General features: G+C 56.4%; 14 protein-coding genes. 4 read left to right on the forward strand and 10 right to left on the reverse strand.

The genetic code is table 11. From position 1 onward, the window contains the following. Positions 1-12: 12 nt before the first annotated feature. From OH720_RS10175 to OH720_RS10185, 3 genes are all read right to left on the reverse strand, one after another. Entirely contained in the window at positions 13-1683 is a 1671-nt protein-coding gene (locus OH720_RS10175) for a cation acetate symporter (RefSeq protein ID WP_272605492.1), read from the reverse strand. Next, positions 1683-2009 (reverse strand): DUF485 domain-containing protein, encoded by a 327-nt coding sequence (locus OH720_RS10180; RefSeq protein ID WP_272605493.1) that lies wholly within the window; start codon positions 2007-2009, stop codon positions 1683-1685. Before OH720_RS10180 ends, OH720_RS10175 begins: the two co-directional genes overlap by 1 nt. A 123-nt stretch (positions 2010-2132) precedes the next feature. Continuing rightward, positions 2133-3755, reverse strand: coding sequence for an acyl-CoA synthetase (locus tag OH720_RS10185; protein WP_272605494.1), 1623 nt, complete (start codon positions 3753-3755; stop codon positions 2133-2135). A 230-nt stretch (positions 3756-3985) separates the two neighbouring features. Between OH720_RS10185 and OH720_RS10190 the strand changes: the two genes are divergently transcribed. Beyond that, on the forward strand, positions 3986-6256 hold the full coding sequence (locus OH720_RS10190; RefSeq protein ID WP_272605495.1) for a PAS domain-containing sensor histidine kinase: 2271 nt from the start codon (positions 3986-3988) through the stop codon (positions 6254-6256). Positions 6257-6266: 10 nt separating this feature from the next. Beyond that, positions 6267-6902 (forward strand): response regulator transcription factor, encoded by a 636-nt coding sequence (locus OH720_RS10195; RefSeq protein ID WP_272605496.1) that lies wholly within the window; start codon positions 6267-6269, stop codon positions 6900-6902. Between the two features lie 42 nt (positions 6903-6944). Here the strand turns inward: OH720_RS10195 and OH720_RS10200 are convergent, their stop codons facing one another. From OH720_RS10200 to OH720_RS10215, 4 genes are all read right to left on the reverse strand, one after another. Continuing rightward, positions 6945-8660: an FAD-dependent oxidoreductase gene (locus tag OH720_RS10200; RefSeq protein WP_272605497.1), complete on the reverse strand. Its 1716-nt coding sequence runs from the start codon at positions 8658-8660 to the stop codon at positions 6945-6947. Between the two features lie 144 nt (positions 8661-8804). Then, positions 8805-9125 carry an NIPSNAP family protein gene (locus tag OH720_RS10205; RefSeq protein WP_272605498.1) on the reverse strand — a complete coding sequence of 107 codons (321 nt, stop codon included), beginning with the start codon at positions 9123-9125 and terminating at the stop codon, positions 8805-8807. Further along, positions 9094-10872: an FAD-dependent oxidoreductase gene (locus OH720_RS10210; protein ID WP_272605499.1), complete on the reverse strand. Its 1779-nt coding sequence runs from the start codon at positions 10870-10872 to the stop codon at positions 9094-9096. The genes OH720_RS10205 and OH720_RS10210 overlap by 32 nt, the downstream gene beginning before the upstream one ends. Before the next feature lie 32 nt (positions 10873-10904). After that, positions 10905-11723 carry a shikimate dehydrogenase family protein gene (locus tag OH720_RS10215; RefSeq protein WP_272605500.1) on the reverse strand — a complete coding sequence of 273 codons (819 nt, stop codon included), beginning with the start codon at positions 11721-11723 and terminating at the stop codon, positions 10905-10907. 145 nt (positions 11724-11868) lie between these two features. On the opposite strand from OH720_RS10215, the gene OH720_RS10220 reads away from it, so the two are divergent. After that, positions 11869-12642 (forward strand): IclR family transcriptional regulator domain-containing protein, encoded by a 774-nt coding sequence (locus OH720_RS10220; protein WP_272605501.1) that lies wholly within the window; start codon positions 11869-11871, stop codon positions 12640-12642. A gap of 436 nt (positions 12643-13078) precedes the next feature. Continuing rightward, complete coding sequence (locus OH720_RS10225; protein ID WP_272605502.1) at positions 13079-14491, forward strand: hypothetical protein; 1413 nt, start codon at positions 13079-13081, stop codon at positions 14489-14491. A gap of 381 nt (positions 14492-14872) precedes the next feature. On the opposite strand, the gene OH720_RS10230 is transcribed toward OH720_RS10225, so the two are convergent. From OH720_RS10230 to OH720_RS10240, 3 genes are all read right to left on the reverse strand, one after another. Continuing rightward, entirely contained in the window at positions 14873-15625 is a 753-nt protein-coding gene (locus tag OH720_RS10230; protein ID WP_272605503.1) for an HNH endonuclease, read from the reverse strand. Beyond that, positions 15625-16854: an AAA family ATPase gene (locus tag OH720_RS10235; protein WP_272605504.1), complete on the reverse strand. Its 1230-nt coding sequence runs from the start codon at positions 16852-16854 to the stop codon at positions 15625-15627. The genes OH720_RS10230 and OH720_RS10235 overlap by 1 nt, the downstream gene beginning before the upstream one ends. Before the next feature lie 690 nt (positions 16855-17544). Then, a complete protein-coding gene (locus tag OH720_RS10240; protein ID WP_272605505.1) occupies positions 17545-18708 on the reverse strand; it encodes an N-acetylmuramidase family protein in 1164 nt (387 codons plus the stop codon). Positions 18709-18805 lie beyond the last annotated feature (97 nt).

The following is an 18805-nucleotide window of genomic DNA, read 5'->3' on the forward strand; positions in this document are numbered from 1 at the left end:
GTGCCCCTTCAGTCAATGGCTGCTGGCGCTGGCGGCGCCGAGGCCGGTCTGGGCTCGAACGAACTGGTCGGCGTAGGCGTCACGCTCCTTGTCGGCGCGCGCACTGCGGTCGAGCCTGGACACCACGATGATCACCAGGAAGGCCAGCGGCATGGAGAACAGCGCTGGATGGTCGTACGGGAAGATCGCTTGGGCATGACCGAGTACGGTCACCCAGACAGGTGGCGACAGGATGACCAGTGCCAGTGCGCAGATCAGGCCGGCAAAACCGCCCAGGATCGCGCCTTTAGTCGTCAGGCCTTTCCAGTACATGGCCATGATCAGCACCGGGAAGTTGGTCGAAGCGGCGATGCCGAACGTCAGGCCCACCAGGATGGCGACGTTCATCTTCTCGAACACGATGCCCAGCACAATCGCGATGATGCCCAGGCCGACAGTGGCCATGCGGGTCACGCGCATTTCCTGTTTCTCGTTCGCGCCTCCTTTCTTGTACACGGTGGCGTAGAGGTCATGGGAAATCGCCGAAGCACCGGCCAGCGCCAGGCCGGACACCACCGCCAGGATGGTGGCGAACGCTACAGCAGCGAGGAAACCGAAGAACAGATCGCCGCCGACCGCCCTGGCCAGGTGCATGGCAACCATGTTGCCGCCGCCGATCAAGGCACCGCCGACTTGCCCATCGACGTAGTACTGCGCATCGGTGCCTATGATCACCATTGCGACAAAACCCAGGGTGCAGACCACGAGAAAGAAGAAGCCGATGAAACCGGTGGCGTAGAACACCGACTTGCGGGCTTCCCTGGCGCTGGGCACGGTGAAGAAACGCATCAGGATGTGCGGCAGTCCGGCAATCCCGAACACCAGGCCCAGCGACATCGACAGAGTGTTGATCGGGTCGGCGAGCATTGAGCCCGGGCCCATGATGTTCCAGCCACTGGCGTGCACCTTGACGGCTTTGTCGGCCAGGGTTTCGTAGCTGAAACCGAACTGCGACATGGCCATGACCGCCAGGGTGGTGCCGCCGGCAAGCAGCAGCACAGCCTTGATGATCTGGACCCAGGTGGTGGCGATCATGCCGCCGAAGATCACGTAGATCAGCATCAACGCACCAACGATCATCACTGCAACCGGGTAGTCGAGGCCGAACAGCAATTTGATCAGTTGGCCGGCACCAACCATCTGCACGATCAGGTAGCAGCACACCACCGTCAGCGAGCCAAAGGCCGCGAAGATCCTCACCTTGTTCTGGTCCAAACGATAGGAAACGATGTCGGCGAAGGTATAGCGTCCGAGGTTGCGCAGACGCTCGGCCATCAGGAAGGTAATGATGGGCCAGCCGACGAAGAAGCCGATGGTGTAGATGAAGCCATCGTAACCCTTGGCGAACACCAGGCTGGAAAGCCCCAGCAGGGTGGCGGCGGACATGTAGTCGCCGGCAATCGCCAGGCCATTCTGAAACCCGGTGATACCACCACCCGCCGTGTAGAAGTCCGAGGTGGTTCGGGTTTGGCGCGCGGCCCACCAGGTGATGGCCAGCGTGCCGAGGACGAACACGAAGAACATGCCGATCGCATTCAGGTTCAGTGGTTGCTTTTCCACCACGCCCATCGCTGGCGCGGCGAGCGCAATGGAGGTGGGCAGCAGGCTGGTAGCGGCAAGGATCAGTTTATGCAACAGGCTCATCACTTGCTCTCCTCGATAATGGCTGCGCCCAGGGCGTCAAAGCGGGTATTGGCGCTGTAGACATACCAACCGGTCAGTAACCAGGAAAACACGATGATTGCCGCGCCAACCGGCATGCCCAAGGTCAACATTCGCTGCTCGCCCAGGGGGGCATGCAGCCACTGCGGGGCAAAAGCCACCACCAGCATGAACAGGTAGTAGGTGCCCAGTACGATGGCGCTCAACGACCAGGCCAGGCGTGAACGACTGCTCACCAGTTGAAGGAATTTCGGGTTGCGCCGAATGCGTTCGCAACGTTGGGTATCGGTTGAATGGATGTCGATCATCGCTAGCTCCACATTGTTTTTGTTTTCAGTGTGAGTGGGCAGGGCACCGCCGAATTCGGCCTGCACGAACCCCTGGCAGCAGGTCAAACACCTGCTGCTCGATGGATGCAATGTCAGAGGGGGTTAGAGCGCCTTGGCTCGGTCGCGCAAGACGTACTTCTGGATCTTGCCTGTGGACGTCTTGGGCAAGAGCGTGAAAACCACTGTGCGCGGTACCTTGAATCCGGCCAGGTGCTCACGGCAGAAACTGATGATGTCTGCCTCGCGAACGTCCTGGTGGTCAGCCTTCAAGGTGACGAAGGCGCAGGGTGTTTCGCCCCATTTCTCATCGGGACGGGCGACCACGGCGGCTTCCATCACAGCCGGGTGGCGATAGAGCACACCTTCGAGTTCGATGGTGGAAATGTTCTCGCCGCCCGAGATGATGATGTCCTTGAGCCGGTCCTTGATCTCGACATAACCGTCGGGGTGCCAGACGGCCAGGTCACCTGTGTGGAACCAGCCGCCTTCGAACGCTTCGGCAGTGGCGGTCGGGTTCTTCAGGTAGCCCTTCATCACTGTGTTACCGCGCAGGAAGATCTCACCGATCGTCTGGCCGTCACGCGGGGTGGGCTCCAGCGTTGTGCAATCGCCGACCATCACGCCTTCCAGCGTCGGGTAACGCACGCCCTGTCGTGACTTGATTTGCGCCCGCTGCTCCAGGGAAAACTCATCCCATTCGGCGTGCCAGGCACAGACCGTCACTGGGCCATAGGTTTCGGTCAGGCCAAACACGTGCGTGACCTTGATGCCCATCTCTTCGACGGCACCGATCACTTTGGCCGGGGGCGCAGCGCCCGCGACCAAGGCATTGACCGGGTGGTCGATGGCCGCTTTTGCCGATTCGGGCATGTTCACCAGTGCATTGAGCACGATCGGCGCCCCGCACAGGTGAGTGACCTGATGTTCGCGGATCAGCGTGAGGATTTTCTGCGGATCGACCCGGCGCAGGAAAACGTGCACACCCGCCAGGGCGGTGATGGTCCATGGGTAGCACCAGCCATTGCAATGGAACATCGGCAAAGTCCAGAGGTACACCGGATGGTTGCCAATGGCCCAGGTCATCTGGTTGCCCAGTGCGCTCAGGTAAGCACCGCGATGGTGGTAGACCACGCCCTTGGGATTGCCGGTGGTGCCTGACGTGTAATTCAGCGAAATGGCTTGCCACTCGTCGGCCGGCCATTTCCAGTCGAACGCCGGGTCGCCTTCGGCCAACAGCGCTTCGTAGTCCAGGTCGCTCGCGGCCTGGCCTTCACCGTATTCCGGGTCATTGACGTCGATCACCAGAGGCGGGTGATCGAGCATGCCAAGCGCCGCCTTGATCACGTCATGGAACTCGCGGTCGGTAATCAGCACCTTGGCCTCGCCATGCTGCAGCATGAATGCGATCGCCTCGGCATCGAGTCGAACGTTGAGCGGGTTGAGCACGGCGCCGATCATCGGCACACCGAAATGCACTTCAAGCATCTCGGGAATGTTGGGCAGCATCACCGCCACCGTGTCGTCCTTGCCGATACCGCGACCGGCCAGCGCCGAGGCCAGGCGTCGGCAACGGGTGTAGGTCTGCGCCCAGGTGCGGCGAATCGAACCGTGGATAACGGCGGGGTGGTTCGGGTAAGTACTGGCGGTGCGCTCGATGAAACTGAGCGGAGACAGGGCAATGTGATTGACAGCCGAAGGGCCTAGGCCTTGGTCATAGATAGACATGTACGGGTACTCGATGGCTGATTGTTAGCTCTATGGTTGACCTGGCAGCGCAGTCGCCAAGGTCACCTTCAAAGTCCGGATGACTTTATATAACAATCTGCTTCGAATATGGAAGTAGAACCTATGTCGTATAGTATATATACCATACCAGATTCTTTTTAACTCCAAACCAGTGCCGCCAACCCTCCATGGCTGGTATATGCTGTGTTCCCTGACAAAGTGGGCCCGCAATGACTCTGACTCCCGTTCGATTGCACAGTTGGTTGCGCTTGCAGCGCGAGGGTGTGCCTCTGGCCGCCCGGGCCGATGCGTTGTGTCGCGCGCTGCAGGATTGCCCTGAGGTGCAGCGGGCGGTTTACCTGAGTTGGCAGCCCAATGCGCGGATCTACAGCCATGAGGGTGCCGCCCAGCATTTTCCGCCGGGACTTGGCGATCCTGCGCTGGCCAGCGACCAGTTGCTCCATGAGCACCTGGTGGCGGCCGGGCGCCTGGACCTGGCTCACGTCCGTCAACTCGATTGTTGGTTGTCGGGTCGGTTGCGCCGGGCCGGGATCAGCCATGGCCAGGCATTTGACCTGGCCTTGCAGCCTGGACAGCCGGGCTTGTTGCTGGTGCAAGTGCGCGAGGGCGTGAGTCTCGATTGGCTGGGCTGGGTGCAGGATTTGCTGACGACGTTGCTGAGCAGCGTCAACGGCATGCTGCGCGGTTCGCCCCTGCTGGGCCACGATCCGCAACCGAGCCTGTTGCTCGATGCGCAAGGTCGACCGCTGGAGTTCAATGCGGCACTGATGGCGCTGCTCGCCGAGAAATCGCTGACTGATGTGTTGGGCTTTTTACCGGTCAATCATCGGGTGCTGGTGCGTGCCTGCCTGGACCAGCAACGCGCTGTCGAGGGCGTCGAGGCTCAGTTCGAGTCGCAGATACTGATCTGGACGTTTATCCCCGACCCCCAGGACAACCGAGTGCTCGCCCGTTGCCGCGACGCTACGGCGCAAGTGCTGGCGGAGCGTGAAGCGGCCACCGCACGACGGCTGTACCGACTGATCATCGAAAACACCACCGACCTGATTTCCCGCCACACCCCCGAAGGGCGCGTCATCGATGCGTCACCGGCATCCTGGACCTTGCTCGGTTACTGGCCCGAAGAGTTGCGCGGGCAAATGGCCCAGGGCCTGTTTCATGGCCAGGATCTGGCCGGCCTCGTGCAGCGCGCGCGCGATGCACTGGAGCAGGATGGCTATCACACCATGACTTATCGCATCCGCCATCGCGACGGGCATTACCTGTGGTTCGAAACGGCCAGCCGGGCGATCCGGGAAACCTACACCGGGGCGGTGGTCGAAATCGTCAGCGTATCCCGGGACATCACGGCCCGAGTGCAGGCCGAGGAGAACAAGCGGCGCCTGGCCGAAGTGGTCGAGGCCAACATCGATCCGGTGTTGTTCATCGCTCCCGAGGGCCAGGTCACCTACCTCAATCCCGCCGCACGCCGCATTCTGGGGATTGATGAGCGACAACCCATGCCGGACCTGGCCGCGTTGTTCGCAAGCGGCGACCTTGCGCGCCTGCAATGCGACGGCTGGAGGAGCGCCGAGCGCGACGGTGTCTGGAGCACCGATGCGCGGCTGCAACCCCCGGGCGGCGATACATCGGTGCCGGTGTCGCTGGTACTGTTGGCGCACCGCTCCGCCAGCGGCGAGCGGTATTACTCATTGGTCGCGCGCGACATGACCGAGCGTGAGTTGCGCGAAGTGCAACAGCGCCGTCATCAGGATGAACTGGCCCACACCGCACGGTTGGTCACTCTCGGTGAACTGGCTTCGGGGATCGCCCACGAAATCAACCAGCCGCTGGCTGCCGTGGTCAATTACGCGAACGCGAGCCAGCGTTACCTGCAGACGCTGGACTCCAATCCCCAGGCTGCGGCAAGAGTCACCCAGGGCCTGGAGCGCATTACCCATCATGCCACCCACGCCTCGGAAGTGATCCGGCGGCTACGCTCCTTTTTGCGCAAGGGACAGCGTCGCATGCAGGCGCTGAACCTGACTGACGTCGCCCGCGAAGCCGTGCGCTTGTGTGCCTGGGAGGCGAGTAATTGCCAAGTGACAATCGAGGATCGACTGCCGGATAATCTGCCACCCGTTTATGCCGACCGCGTGTTGCTGGAACAGGTGCTGCTCAACTTGTTGCGCAATGCCATCGACGCCAACCGTGAGCAACATCCCGGGCAGCCTTCCGTGATCGTGATGGCTGTGGAGCAGGGTAGTGGCGCCTGCGTGGAAATCCATGTGCGAGACCAGGGGCCGGGCGTCAGCGAACCGCAACTGGAGCAGATCTTTACCCCTTTCTACACCAGCAAGGCCGATGGCCTGGGGCTCGGTCTGTCCATGAGCCGCAGCATCATCGAAGGTTTCGGTGGCGAATTGAATGCCCGGCGCCAGCCTGCCGGGTTGCTGATGTGTTGCCGCTTGCCGCTTGCCGGCCAAACAAAACAACAATAGGAATCAGGTAATGGCAGGTGTGACGGAGCACGTTGTGTATGTGGTCGATGATGACCAGGGCATGCTCGATTCGACGGTCTGGTTACTGGAGTCGGTCGGGCTCAAGGCCTTGCCGTTTACCAGTGGCATCGCGTTCCTCGATGCTTGCGACGCAAGCCTCGATGCCTGCGTGCTGCTGGACGTTCGCATGCCCGGTATGGGCGGCTTGAACGTGCAGGAAGAAATGCGCGTGCGCCAACTGAACCTGCCGATCATCTTCGTCAGCGGGCATGCGGATGTGCCGATCGTGGTGCGCGCGTTCAAGGCCGGTGCCCATGATTTCATCGAAAAGCCTTACAACGAACAGCTGTTGCTGGACAGCGTGCAACAGGCGCTCAGCAACTGTGCCGCCAACCGTTCGGGTAACCAGGGCCACGAAGCCTTGCAGGCGCGCTTGCTGACCTTGACCCCGCGCGAGCGCGATATCCTGTTGCCGTTGGTGCAGGGCTACACCACCCGCGAAATCGCCGAGCAACTGGGCGTGAGTGCAAAAACCGTTGACCTGTATCGCGCACGCGTCATGAAGCGCATGCAGGCCAACACGTTGCCGGACCTGGTGGGCATGGCCATCGCGGCGCAGATGGTCGATCCGCTGAAGTTGCGTTGAGCCCTCGCGCTGTCCGGCACCTTCCAGATTCTGCGCTCTGCATTACGCCGTCGAGCCTGCAAGTGTTCTTCCGGCAACGTAACCGAACGTCATGCCCGGCCCGAGGGTGATGCCACCGCTGGGGTAGTAGCCGTTCATGACGCTGTTCATGTCATTGCCCACGGCGAACAACCCTGGGATCGGCTCTTCGTTTTTGTCCAGTACCCGGGCACAGGCATCGGTGTGCAGACCGGCGAAGGTGCCGAGGCTGCCGGGCACCAGCTTCACGGCGTAGAAGGGGGCTTGGCGCAGGCTGCCCAGGGACGGGTTGGGACCCTGCAGGATCTCCCCCTGGTTTTTGTTGTACAGCGACTCACCACGCCGAAACTGCGGATCGCAGCCTTTCTCGGCAAACTGGTTGAAGGTATCGACCGTGGCCTGCAGTTGCTGCGCATCGATTCCGCATTGGTGTGCCAGTCCCGCCAGGGTCGCGTCCTTGAACAGATAGCCCTTGCGCACATACGACGCTGTCGGGAACGGAAACGGTCTGGACCAGCCCAGGCCATAGCGCCGCTGGGCACGGTGGTCGCAGATCAGCCAGGACACCGGGGTTTCTCCAGGTTTGCAGGCGTCGAACAGGGCGCACATGAAGTCATGGTAGGAGTCGGCTTCGTTGACGAAGCGTCGACCATCCTGGCGCACCGCGAGAAAACCCGGTTTGGCCCGTTCCATCAAATGTGGAAAGCCACTGAAGCCTCCGTCTTCGCGCGGTACGCGAGAGACCGGTGCCCACGCAGCGGCATGCGCCAGGTCGCAGGCGACGCGCGCGCCGACGCTTTCACCCAGGCGCAAGCCGTCGCCGGTATTGCCCTTGGGGGCAGCGCTCAAGTGGGCGCAGCCATCAGGGGCATGGGCGAACTGCCGGGCAATGCGTTGCCGGTCGTGGGGGAATCCGCCACAGGCCATCACCACACCCCGTCGTGCGCGGATGTCGAGCAGGCGTGCGCTGCGCTCGATACGGGCGCCGACCACGCGCTGATCTTCACGCAGCAGCTCATGCACCGGCGTATCGGTCAGCAGGCGGACGTTGCGGTCGAGGGCGCTTTTCAACAGCCGGGCGACCAGGGCATTGCCGTTCACCAGGTGCATGCCCCGGCCGTGGCACATCAGGTCGCGGGCATGGCGCAGCAGGCGTTTGCCGGCATACAGCATTGATCTTGCCGAGCGGGTCGCATTGAGGAAATGATTGAGATCGGCGCCACCGGCAATGCCCATACCGCCAAGGCTGATGAGGTCCAGCGGACGCCGCAGCTTGTTGATCCAGGGACCCAGTCGGCGACCATCGAACGGCAACGCGCAGAGTGAGCGCCCGCCGCTGGCATGACCTTCGCTGGCATGAAAGTCCGGCATCTTGCTGCCGGAGAAAAATTGCACTTCGGTGTGGCGCTGAAAAAATTCGACCATCTTCGGCCCCTGCTCGAGGAACATCTCCAGGCGCGGGTCGAGCACATTGCAGTGCAGTTCATGGCGCAGGTAGGTCCGTGCTTGTTCGAGTTCTTCCAGCGTGCCTTCGGCGACTGCCAGCGGGTTGCGGGGGATCCACAGCCAGCCACCCGACCAGGCACTGGTGCCGCCGAGTACGGGTTCTTTTTCTACCACGATGACGTCGAGGCCAAGCTCGGCGCAGGTGACGGCAGTCGCCAGGCCCGACGCGCCGGAACCGATGACCAGGACATCACAGATAAGGTCGTCGACATTCATCGACGGCAAGGCGCTCATGGCGACCTCCATTGTGTCTCTTTTTTGGGCTTTCCCCTGTAGGAGCGAGCCTGCTCGCGATGGTCGCCAACGATAACGCGTGCTGCCTGAATGAACGCGTTGTCCGGACGTCCATCGCGAGCAGGCTCGCTCCTACAGGGACGGTTATTGCAACGGCGAGAAGTCGGTGGGGCGCAGCAGGCGTGACTCCAGTGTCACCACGGCGTCGAGTTCCTTGTTCAGCCGGGCAAAGTCCTGCCAGCGCGGATCGGCCGCCATGGTGGTGCGGCGGGCCATGCGATCATCGAGGCTGGTATAAGCCCAGATGTGCACCACCTGGTTGACCTCACCGATTTCGGTGGTGAAGAAACCGACCAGGTTGCCCAGGTGCTCCTGCTGCACGGCCAGTGCCGCGGTTTTGTACAGGGCCAGCCAGTCGCCAAGGCGGGTCGGTTTAATCGTGTAGGTGCGCAGTTCGTAGTACATGCTGTTCTCCACTGTGGGCTTGTTGGGTTGTGTTGCGTTCAAGACGGGCTGCGATATCACTGGCGGCGAGGTAGCCGAAGGTGATGCCCGGGCCGAGGGTGATGCCGGGACCGGGGTAGGTGCCGTCCATGATCGAATTCATTTCGTTGCCGGCGGCGTACAGGCCGGGGATGGGGGCGCCGCTGCGGTCGAGCACGTTGGCCTGGCCGTTGGTGACCAGTCCGCGGGCGGAGCCGAGGTCACCGGTGAACAGGCGAATGGCGTAGAACGGCGCCTTTTGCAGCGGCTTCAGGCACGGGTTGGGGCCGTGAAGCGGGTCGCCCATGTAGCGGTTGTAGGCGCTGCTGCCTTTGCCGAACTGAGGGTCGACGCCAAGGGCCGCATCGGCGTTGAACTGCGCCAGGGTCTGCTCCAGGGCCGTGGCATCGATGCCGGCGATGAGCGCCAGTTCGGCGAGGCTGTCGGCGCGCAGCAGATAACCGGCTTCGATCAACGCGCTGTTGTCGACCGGTCGCGGACGGGCCAGGCCCATGCCGTAGCGGTTCAAGGCTTCGCTGTCGCAGATCAGCCAGCAGGGCGCATTGGCGCCGCCATTGGCGAACATGCCTTCGACGAAGCAGTGGTAGGAGTCCGACTCGTTGACGAAACGTCGCCCGGCGCGGTTGACCGCGATCACACCGGGTTTGGCCCGGTCGGTCACCAGGTGTGGAAAACGCTCGAGGCTGCCGTCGGCCTTGCGCAGCACCGAGACCGGCGCCCAGAAGAAATTCGCCGACAGGTTGTCGCCAATGGCGGCGTTGACCGAAGCGGCCAGTCGTTGTCCGTCACCCACGTTGGCCGGTGGCGACATGCTCCAGTGTTCCGAGTCCGTCGCGGGCCGCTGCCCCGCGGCTTGAGCGCCGGCGGCAAAACCGCCCATGGCCAATACCACGCCGCCCCTGGCCCATACCTTGCGGGTTTGTCCGCGCCAGGTGATTTGCACGCCCTTTACGCTTGCCTGTTCGATCAGCAGCGTTTCGGGCGACGCTTCGAGCCACAAGTCGACGCCATTGACGAAAGCGGTGGTCGCCAGCCGGGCGATCAAGGCATTGCCCACGGTCAGGCGCGTGCCGCGTGGATGGCTGAGGCGATCCTTGGCATATCGGCCCATCAGTTTCAGGCAGTGCCAGAGCGATTTAGGCGAGCGCTTGAAGCTGAGGAAATGCTGGATGTCGACACGATTGACCATCATGCCGCCGAACAGCAGCATGCCGTCCGGTGGCCGCTTCAGGTCCTTGAAGTGCTCGCCGAGCTTGCGTCCGTCGTACTCGTCGATTTCCAGGGCGCGACCGGTTTGCGTGCCGCCGGGCAAGTCCGGGTAGTAGTCGGGCGACAGTGGCCGCAGGCTGTATTTGAGCTCGCTGTGGGCCTGCAAAAAGCTCAAGGCTTCACGACCATTGTCGATGAAGGCGTCGATCAGCGCCGGATTGTAGCCAGCACCGATCACTTCCTTGAGGTAGCGGCGCATCTGGTCGGCGCTCAGGTGATGCCCGGCGGCCCGGGCCTGATCGGTGTCGTGCAGCCAGACCGCGCCACCGGAGATCGCCGAGGTGCCGCCGAAGGCTTCGGTCTTTTCCACCAGCAAGACCTTGAGGCCGCGGCAACTGGCGGTCACCGCCGCAGCGAAACCGGCGGCGCCGCTGCCCAGGACAATCACGTCGTAGGTCAGGTCGGCACCGGCAGGGAGCTGGGTAGTCGTCATGTTCATTGTCTATCGCCTCTCGAGGACACGGCCGCAGATCAAATCTGCAGCGGTGTCACGCCCATGAAGTGGCCGAGGTTGCCCAGTTGCGCCAGGGCCATTTGCGGGCCGGTCTGGATCGTGCAACCACGGTGTCGGGCGAAGGCGAGAAACGGCGTGATGGCCGGCGACGTCACGACATCGGCGACCAGCGTCGACGCCTGCAGGCTTTGCATCAGGTCTTGCGGCAACGGCAGCGGGCCCTCATCGCTGGTGGCGCCCATGCCGACCGGTGAGGCGTTGACCACCAGGTCGAAGTGTTCGAGCGAGGTGGGGTTGGCGCTGATCACAATCTCGGGAAAAGCACCGCGCAACAGTTCGCCGAGCATCTCGACGCGCTCCGCGTTCAAATCGCTGATGACCAGTTGACTGACCCCGGCCTGGCACAGTGAATAAGCAATCGCACTGCCGACACCGCCGGTGCCGATCACCAGCGCCTGTTTGTCCCGCGGATTGAAACCCTGCTGGCGCGCCGCAGCGAGAAACCCTTCGCCGTCGACGATATCGCCCACCAGCCGGCCGTCGACCTCGCGCCGGATCACGTTGACCGAGCCCAGCGCCGCCGAGCGCGCACTGACGCTGTCGAGGCGGCCGGCCAGTAGCTGTTTGTAAGGGACGGTGACCACGCAGCCGCGCAGGTTTTGCCAGCCACGCAAGGTCTCGACGAAGTTCTGCAGGGCGGTCGGCGCCAGGTCGATGGCCAGCATGGCAACGTTCTGCCGGTGCTCAGCGAACCAGCGGTTGAAGTTTTCCGGCGATTTGACCTGCGTCACAGGCGAGCCGGCGATGGCGACCAGTTCAGTCGAACCCTGAATCATTTGATGTACCCGCTTATTGGCTGTGTTGTGGGGCCGATAGTGCGAGCGGGGAGGGAGGCAGACAATCAAGCTGGCGGGCATTTACGTTGATAATCGCGTCACCAATGCGATAATCACACTACTTGCCTGAATTAGAGTCATCGCGATGAAGCAGCCCACCATCCATCAACGGGATCTGATCGTCGGCCTGCAGAAGGGCCTGGCGCTGTTGCAGTTGTTTTCCCAGGAGCATCCGCGCCTGAGCGTGCCCGAGGTGGCGCGCATGGCCGACATGACCCAGAGCGCCGCCCGGCGTTTCCTGCTGACGCTGGTGCATGATGACTTCGCGCAGACCGATGGGCGCTACTACTGGCTGACCGCCAAGACGTTGCGCATCGGCCAGGCCTACGTCGATTCGGCCGTGCTGCCGCGCATGCTGCGGCCGATCGTCGAACAGGTGGCGCGAACCACCCAGGAGCATGTGTCGGTGGGCATTCGCGACGGCGATGACATCGTGCATGTGGTGCGCAGCCGCTACAGCCACATCACCTCGATGTCGATTCGGCCTGGCTCACGGGTGCCCATGTATTGCACCGGCAGTGGCCGGCTCTGGCTGGCGAGCCTGAATGCCGAGGCACTCGACGGGTATTTCGAACGCAACCCGCCACAGGCGATCACGCCTTACACGCTTATCGATGAAAAGCTGATCCGCGCCGAAATCGCCTTGGCGGCGCAGCGTGGTTACGTGCTGGTGGATCAGGAATACGAAGTGGGCATGCGGGTGTTGAGCGTGCCGTTGATCGATCGCGAACGGCAGTTGCAGGCCACCTTGACGCTGACCACCCATGCGTCGCGAATGACCGTGGAGCAGATGCGTGAGCGTTATCTGTCTGCATTGTATGAAGGTCAGGCGTTGTTGCGGCCGATCATGACGTTGTAGGGTGATGGTGTTGCCTGGGGGGGAAGGTTGCAGTCGACCCTAAGTGGACGGTTGCCGAGGGCAGCTATCGGCCATAAGCGGTCAATCCCGAAGGACGGCTTTCGACCCATATCTGCCGCTCGACCTTGGCATAAAGTGGGTAGAAACTGTTGCTCTTGATTGCGTCAAGGATGCGCAATTGAGTGGGTTTTAAATCCACCTACGCCGGTTCGTTTACGACCTTGACCTTCACTCTTACAAAACCTAGATCAGTGATTTATGGGTTTTTTATTGTATTGAAGAAAGTGAGGTGTTACGCCATTTTGAGGTAGGATCCCACAACGCGCTGCGCTTAAATCAACAAAGTCGCGCAGGATGCGAATCATCAGCTAGCCTAATCAGAGCAAAATCTGTGTTTTCGTTACAGAAATTAAGCTTTGCATCAGGTGCGACTGAAATGAGCGACCATCTAAGAAATACAAAAACCATTCATTACACTTTAATGGTTGTGGTGCTATCTGTTGGTGCGTTTTGTATGAGCCCCCAAGAGTCGCAGAAATATAGGGCCGCTCAACAAGATTTGGAAGTGTTACGGAATATTAATGTTAGAGGGTATTTTAGGTATCTCAGGCCGAAGCTTAAAGAGGTCAATAGCTGGTATCTTGGCTTGTTGCGAAGCAATCTATCGGGCGCTCCATATTCAATGCATCTTTATGATCGGCTTAAATATCGAGGTGTGTTTTTTGTGAGTGAGTTGAATTATAAAACGTTGTCTGGCATAAGGGACTATGTTGATGGTAGTCAGCAGGTCTACTATTTTACGTTGGCAAAAGTAGAAGGCGAAGATGTGTTTCTCGATTACGCTTTAGGGTACCCAGAAGGCGCTGATTCCGGAACGTGCATTGAATCGGGCGTGGGCGACGCTTTGTACAAAGAAATTAAATGTGCGCCATTTAACGTTCAAAGTGATTATGTGATGAGTGTAGGGGTTGTAGATGTGGCTAAGGGGGAGGAACGCAAGAGAATTATCCCTGTTGAATATCCTGAGTCGCCAGACAATAACTGGAAGTTGTATTTTCGAGTGCTTAATGGTCAAGGCGAGGAAATTAATTATCTTTTAGATGGGGCGGAACCTGTTGATATTTCTAGTGATGGCGGCGTGAGTTTTAATCTTTGGTTTGTTGGAAAATACAATGAGAAAGGCGGATCTCCATATAAGATGTATCCATTGCAGGTGATAAAAAACCGACTCATTGACTCATACGTATGGCTGGCACACTCTTTCCCCCCTGAGTGGATTTTAGGTTCATACGGTGATACAGATTTCGAAGGCAGGTTTCCTGCTTTGGTGAAGTGCTGGGACGAAATTTCTAAAAAAAGTCCTGAAGAGGCATTGACATATTTGAAAGGTGAAGAGGAGTCCGCCAAACGTCCCCTTGACCTGTTAGGGGTTAAAATTGATGGTGGCTATTTATTCTTAGTGGGGCCAGTTTTTATTTTTGTATTGATGGTTGTATTGGCGACAACGGTTAAGTATGCCTTGCTTTCCTATAAAAAAGAAGAGTCCTGGGGAGAGATTGCAAGTTTTTCATGGTTTGGACTCTCTCAGCAACTCGTCCCAAGAGCTATGATATTTGTGTCTATAGTTGTCTTGCCTTTTTCGGTCTCTACATTTTCAGTTATAACGGATCAAAGGGTGTTAAGTTATGTCCATGTAATTGCCTTGGGGTTATGTTTTTTAGTTTTTGTACCAGCGATCGACATAATAAGAGGGTTGGTTAAGCTTAGGTCGATGTCTGTAAACGCTGGCGTTATAGAATCTATAGAGAAAAAAGCGGTGCGCATACCGTTTCGCAAGCGTATAAAGTAATTGTAGCGAGGTTGTTGGGCCATGTTAAGGTGCGGCGATTGATTGAATGTGGCTTCGAGGTCATTACCTCTTGCAAGTAGGCGTAGGGCTAATCGCTGGCATGTCTGCATGCTTCTACGCAGCCAATAGATCCATTTTGAGTGGCGCGTTTTTGAAACCTAACGATTGAATTGACCAGATTGCACGACTAGTTCGTACTTTAAAGCGGTGTGATAGTTTTAGGTAGCTGCGGGCTGACAATATTGATTTGCCATTAGCTTGACCAACGGCTGCTTTTGGCCGATTGCTGCCTATTGCGAGGACCGCAGCCGACCCATAGCTGCCCTTTGAGGAGGGCAACTAACAGCCAGAAGTGGTCACTTACTGTCGACAAAATCGGGGTCAATTCAGAGCGTCGCTCTCAATCAATAGTCTAGCCTCCCTGTATATTTCTGAGTCTCTAAGAAAGAAACCGCAGAATGCTGAGTACTTTTCAGCAGTCTTTGAAAGCTCCTCAATCCTAGATACGGCTTCTCTGATAGACCGCTTACGATTAGCTTTTTTCCGCATCGTGTCTGCCTCGCGAAAATCCTCTAATGCGGCTTCTAAAGATTGTTCAAAGTCATGCAAGCTAACCAAAATTTGCGATCTCGGCTTCCAAAGTCGAATCGTGTTTAATCCGCATACCTCAATGGTTCTGCTTGCAATTTTGTAATTCGCCCCGGTAAGTGGTTTTATATTTAGTGATTCGTAAAAGAAAAAATCAGACGGGTCTTGGATGTATGGATTAACAATCGGTTCTGATTCAGTGTCGTGATCATCTTTGCTGCCATTACAACGTCTGCATGCGGGCAAAAGATTTTCCCACTCAAATGTTGAGTTTGGATGTTTTGATTTCGGCTTGAAATGCTCAACCTCGACGTTTCCACCTTCGGACGGGACACATTCACAAAATGCACATTTCCCATATGAGCTTTCAATCAATGCTGCTTTTATTTCGGAGTGTCTGTAATGGCAAACTAACTTTTCCTTCGCGTCAGGCGGTATTAATTTGTAGGAGCCATAAATCATTATTGCTTCTTTGAGACTATTCCACAGTTCAGTTTTGTTGTGAATCAAAAAATCCGGCTCTAATCCCCTCGTTAATTTAATCATTATGCCATCGCAACCAATGAAGCATATTTTGCTTTCAAGACCGTCACAATAGTATCGCTTGGGTGGCATATTTGTTCTAGTGCAGTTATTGCACGAAGCAAACCCTCCAAAGACCGCGCTTCCGATTGCGTTAGAGCCTCCGAAATCAATCGCTCATAGTCCTTATTCTCAATGCTCTTTACTTCCATAACATCGGTAAGTATTTGGTCGGTAGACCATCCAGAGAATCGATAAGGCGAAGGCGTGATATGGCCTCCTGTACCGTCAGATGGCATTATTATGACCTCGCCATCTTTCGCTGATGCTAGTAAATGAGGCGAGTGCGTAGTTACAATAAATTGGAGGTTAGGGAATAAGGATGTTAGGCCATCCCTCAATGTGAACTGCCATTCCGGATGTAAATGCAGGTCAAGCTCATCAATTACTACCGTACCCGCGGCAAGAGCTACAAGTCTATTATCAGTGCCCGTTGATTCAATCCATTCAAAAATTGCAACAATTATAAAGAATACAGCTTGAAATCCAGAGGACAGCTCTTCAAGATAACATTTGCGTCCATATATTGAAAACACAGGCTCTAAGTCGCGCCCAATTTCAACAAACGAGAACTCACTCTCTTTTGGCCCAATCTGGCCCAAAGATGAAACCAGCCTGTTAAAATTTTCTCGCTCGTGTACTGCCCAATCTTTTTCAATCACGAAATATCGATTAACCAGCCACTGTTTAATATCCGCAGCCGAATCCCCATACAAGGAGGAAACAGCTCTATCGCTGTATTTTTCAAGTGCCTTTTCGGGAGCAATTTCTCTTGTCATGCCTCCAACTACTTTGTACTTAATACTTCTACTGGCACCTATGAATAACGGGCAATATTTTCTGGACCCATTGTCCCATGAAGGTATGTTGGTACGCCCTTCCTCTCGAGGGATTTCTATTCCGCCGCCTTGAAATCGTGCGGCCCTATAGCCTGACCCGGTATAAACGTTCTTGCCTGCGCCGACCCTCAGCCGAAGATCATTTACCGTTATGTCAGACCAAAATGACGACTCTTCACCAATACTAGACTGATCGCCACTGTGAACGTTAAAGCAGTGAGCGATACAGGCAAGAACTGACGTTTTACCGCAGCCATTGGGCCCGGCTATAAAATTAAAAGCCTTATTGAAAAATATATCGAGTTTTTCAAATTTTCTAACTTTAGTCACATGTAGCGACTCAATGTAGCTCATTTTTAGTGTTCCCTTTTAAGTCAGCTTGGCTTTTTAGATAAGCGTAACATTACTACAAGCGTCGTGGCCAATTTTTCCATTTGGCCTCCGAGGCTCTCGATTGCTTAGGAGCGCCATGAATCATTGAATTAAATATGCTAAGCTACCTTGGTATTCTTCTTTTTATATATAGCTAAACATGTATTAACCTGAGGTTTTTTGGCCCGAGCACAAAGTCGAAATAATGACCTGAACTGGGATTGAATAACCGGGTAAAACTTGGTGTCACAGACACATCTGACAGATAGTTTGAATTGTTTTTCCCGGGCGCGACAGGCCGCTATTGGCCGAAAGCAATCACTCTGGCGGCATCATCACTGCCAGCGTCATCGTGATGAGCTTTTTATTCCGGTCGATTGCTTCCAGGGAGCCTCGCACGTTGTCGGCGACCTCGGCTGAACCACGGTGAAGCAGGTTAAACCGAATACCCAAAGTAATGAAGTTCCCGATTTCATTGATCCTGAGTGCTTTTCCTTTACCCCTTGATAATCACGGTGTAGTTCTGGTTCAAGAGAACCTTTCAAACAGTTGCTGACCGTCCAAACTGGTGGTTTCCTATCGAGAACGGTTGAAGCTCATAACCCAAAGAAGACGCTAATAAAATACACTCTGAGCAGTATTTTGAAGTCGAAGAATGTTTCGTGTACGTGATTAGTTTTGGCCTTCTAATTTGTGGCCAAGATAAGCTTCTTCTAGTCTAGTATCGAGATTATTTACTGTGTAGCCTGCTCCATTGTATTGCCTGGCGAATTTTTTCCAGTCTAGATTTTTTGCATAGATGTCTAAATGGAGACTTGCAAGATATTTTGCCATTGCTTCCAGTTGTTCTCTTTCTGAAGTAGTCATGGCTCTAACGAAGTCGGCGACAGAGTTGAATCCCATTCGTTGATAACTTGCACCAACAACTTGGTATCTACCCCAGCTTGTGGATTGAAGCGCAGCATTGGAGTCCAATGCTAGTGCTTCACTGAGCCTGTCGTATTCGCCAATTCCGCCAAGGTAACCACCCCATTTGACTGTAGAAATTTTCGGATTAGACTCGTCGTATTTCCCTGCAGTGAGTTTGTGAAATAGGGAGCGCTCGAATAAGATTTTTGGACGACCGTCCTCTAAGAAGCCGTTATTATTGCCCTCCACGCTGTCAATTGCTTTGAGTACTGCGACGGGATATCCGTAGTTTTTTGCAATTTCGGAGAAGTCCTCGTCATTGATTTTTATGCCACAGCCTGATATTTGTTTACGATCAATTTTTGTGGAGGTCAGCCACTCCAATAGATCTATGCTTGTGCAATCAGTTTCCGAAGCAGTATCACTTATCTGGTTATTGTCTTGCCCCTCGAAAAATTTTGCCCGCTGAAATCTTATGTCCCGCGCAAGTTTTTCCACGGATGACCCAATTTCCACCTGTTTTGACTGAGTATCTTTTAGCAGCTGTTCTAGTCGGGCCGCTCTTTCCTCTGTGAGGGTGAGGGCTGATGTGAGCTCTTCGGTTTTTCTTCTGGCATCTCCTAGAACTTTTTGCGTTTCATCTGCGACAATTCTTGTCCTCGTTGTCACATCTTTGGTGCTCTCGATTTGCTCTTTATACTGATGTTCGAAGAAGTTCTGAAATTGCTGCACGACAAACGTTACGAGCCCAAAAAAAACGAGAATGGAAAAAAACCAGATGCGATTCTTTGCCCACTTGATCAGCTCCGCTTTGACTTCTTCTAGGAGTTCAAATTTCTCTAAATCCTTCAGTCGATTATTATCCACATTAGTGGAGGCTGAGTTTTCTGAAGGGGTTTGATCTGCATAGTGATCGTGATCGTTCACCTGACTCTCCGGATCGTAATTTCGCTCTTGGTCGCACTACTCAGAGTGTAGACGGGAACCAGGAAGGGATGCGCTTTCCCTTCATGGTTAGTAGCAG

Source organism: Pseudomonas sp. WJP1 (assembly GCF_028471945.1).
In the GTDB taxonomy this organism is placed as follows: domain Bacteria; phylum Pseudomonadota; class Gammaproteobacteria; order Pseudomonadales; family Pseudomonadaceae; genus Aquipseudomonas.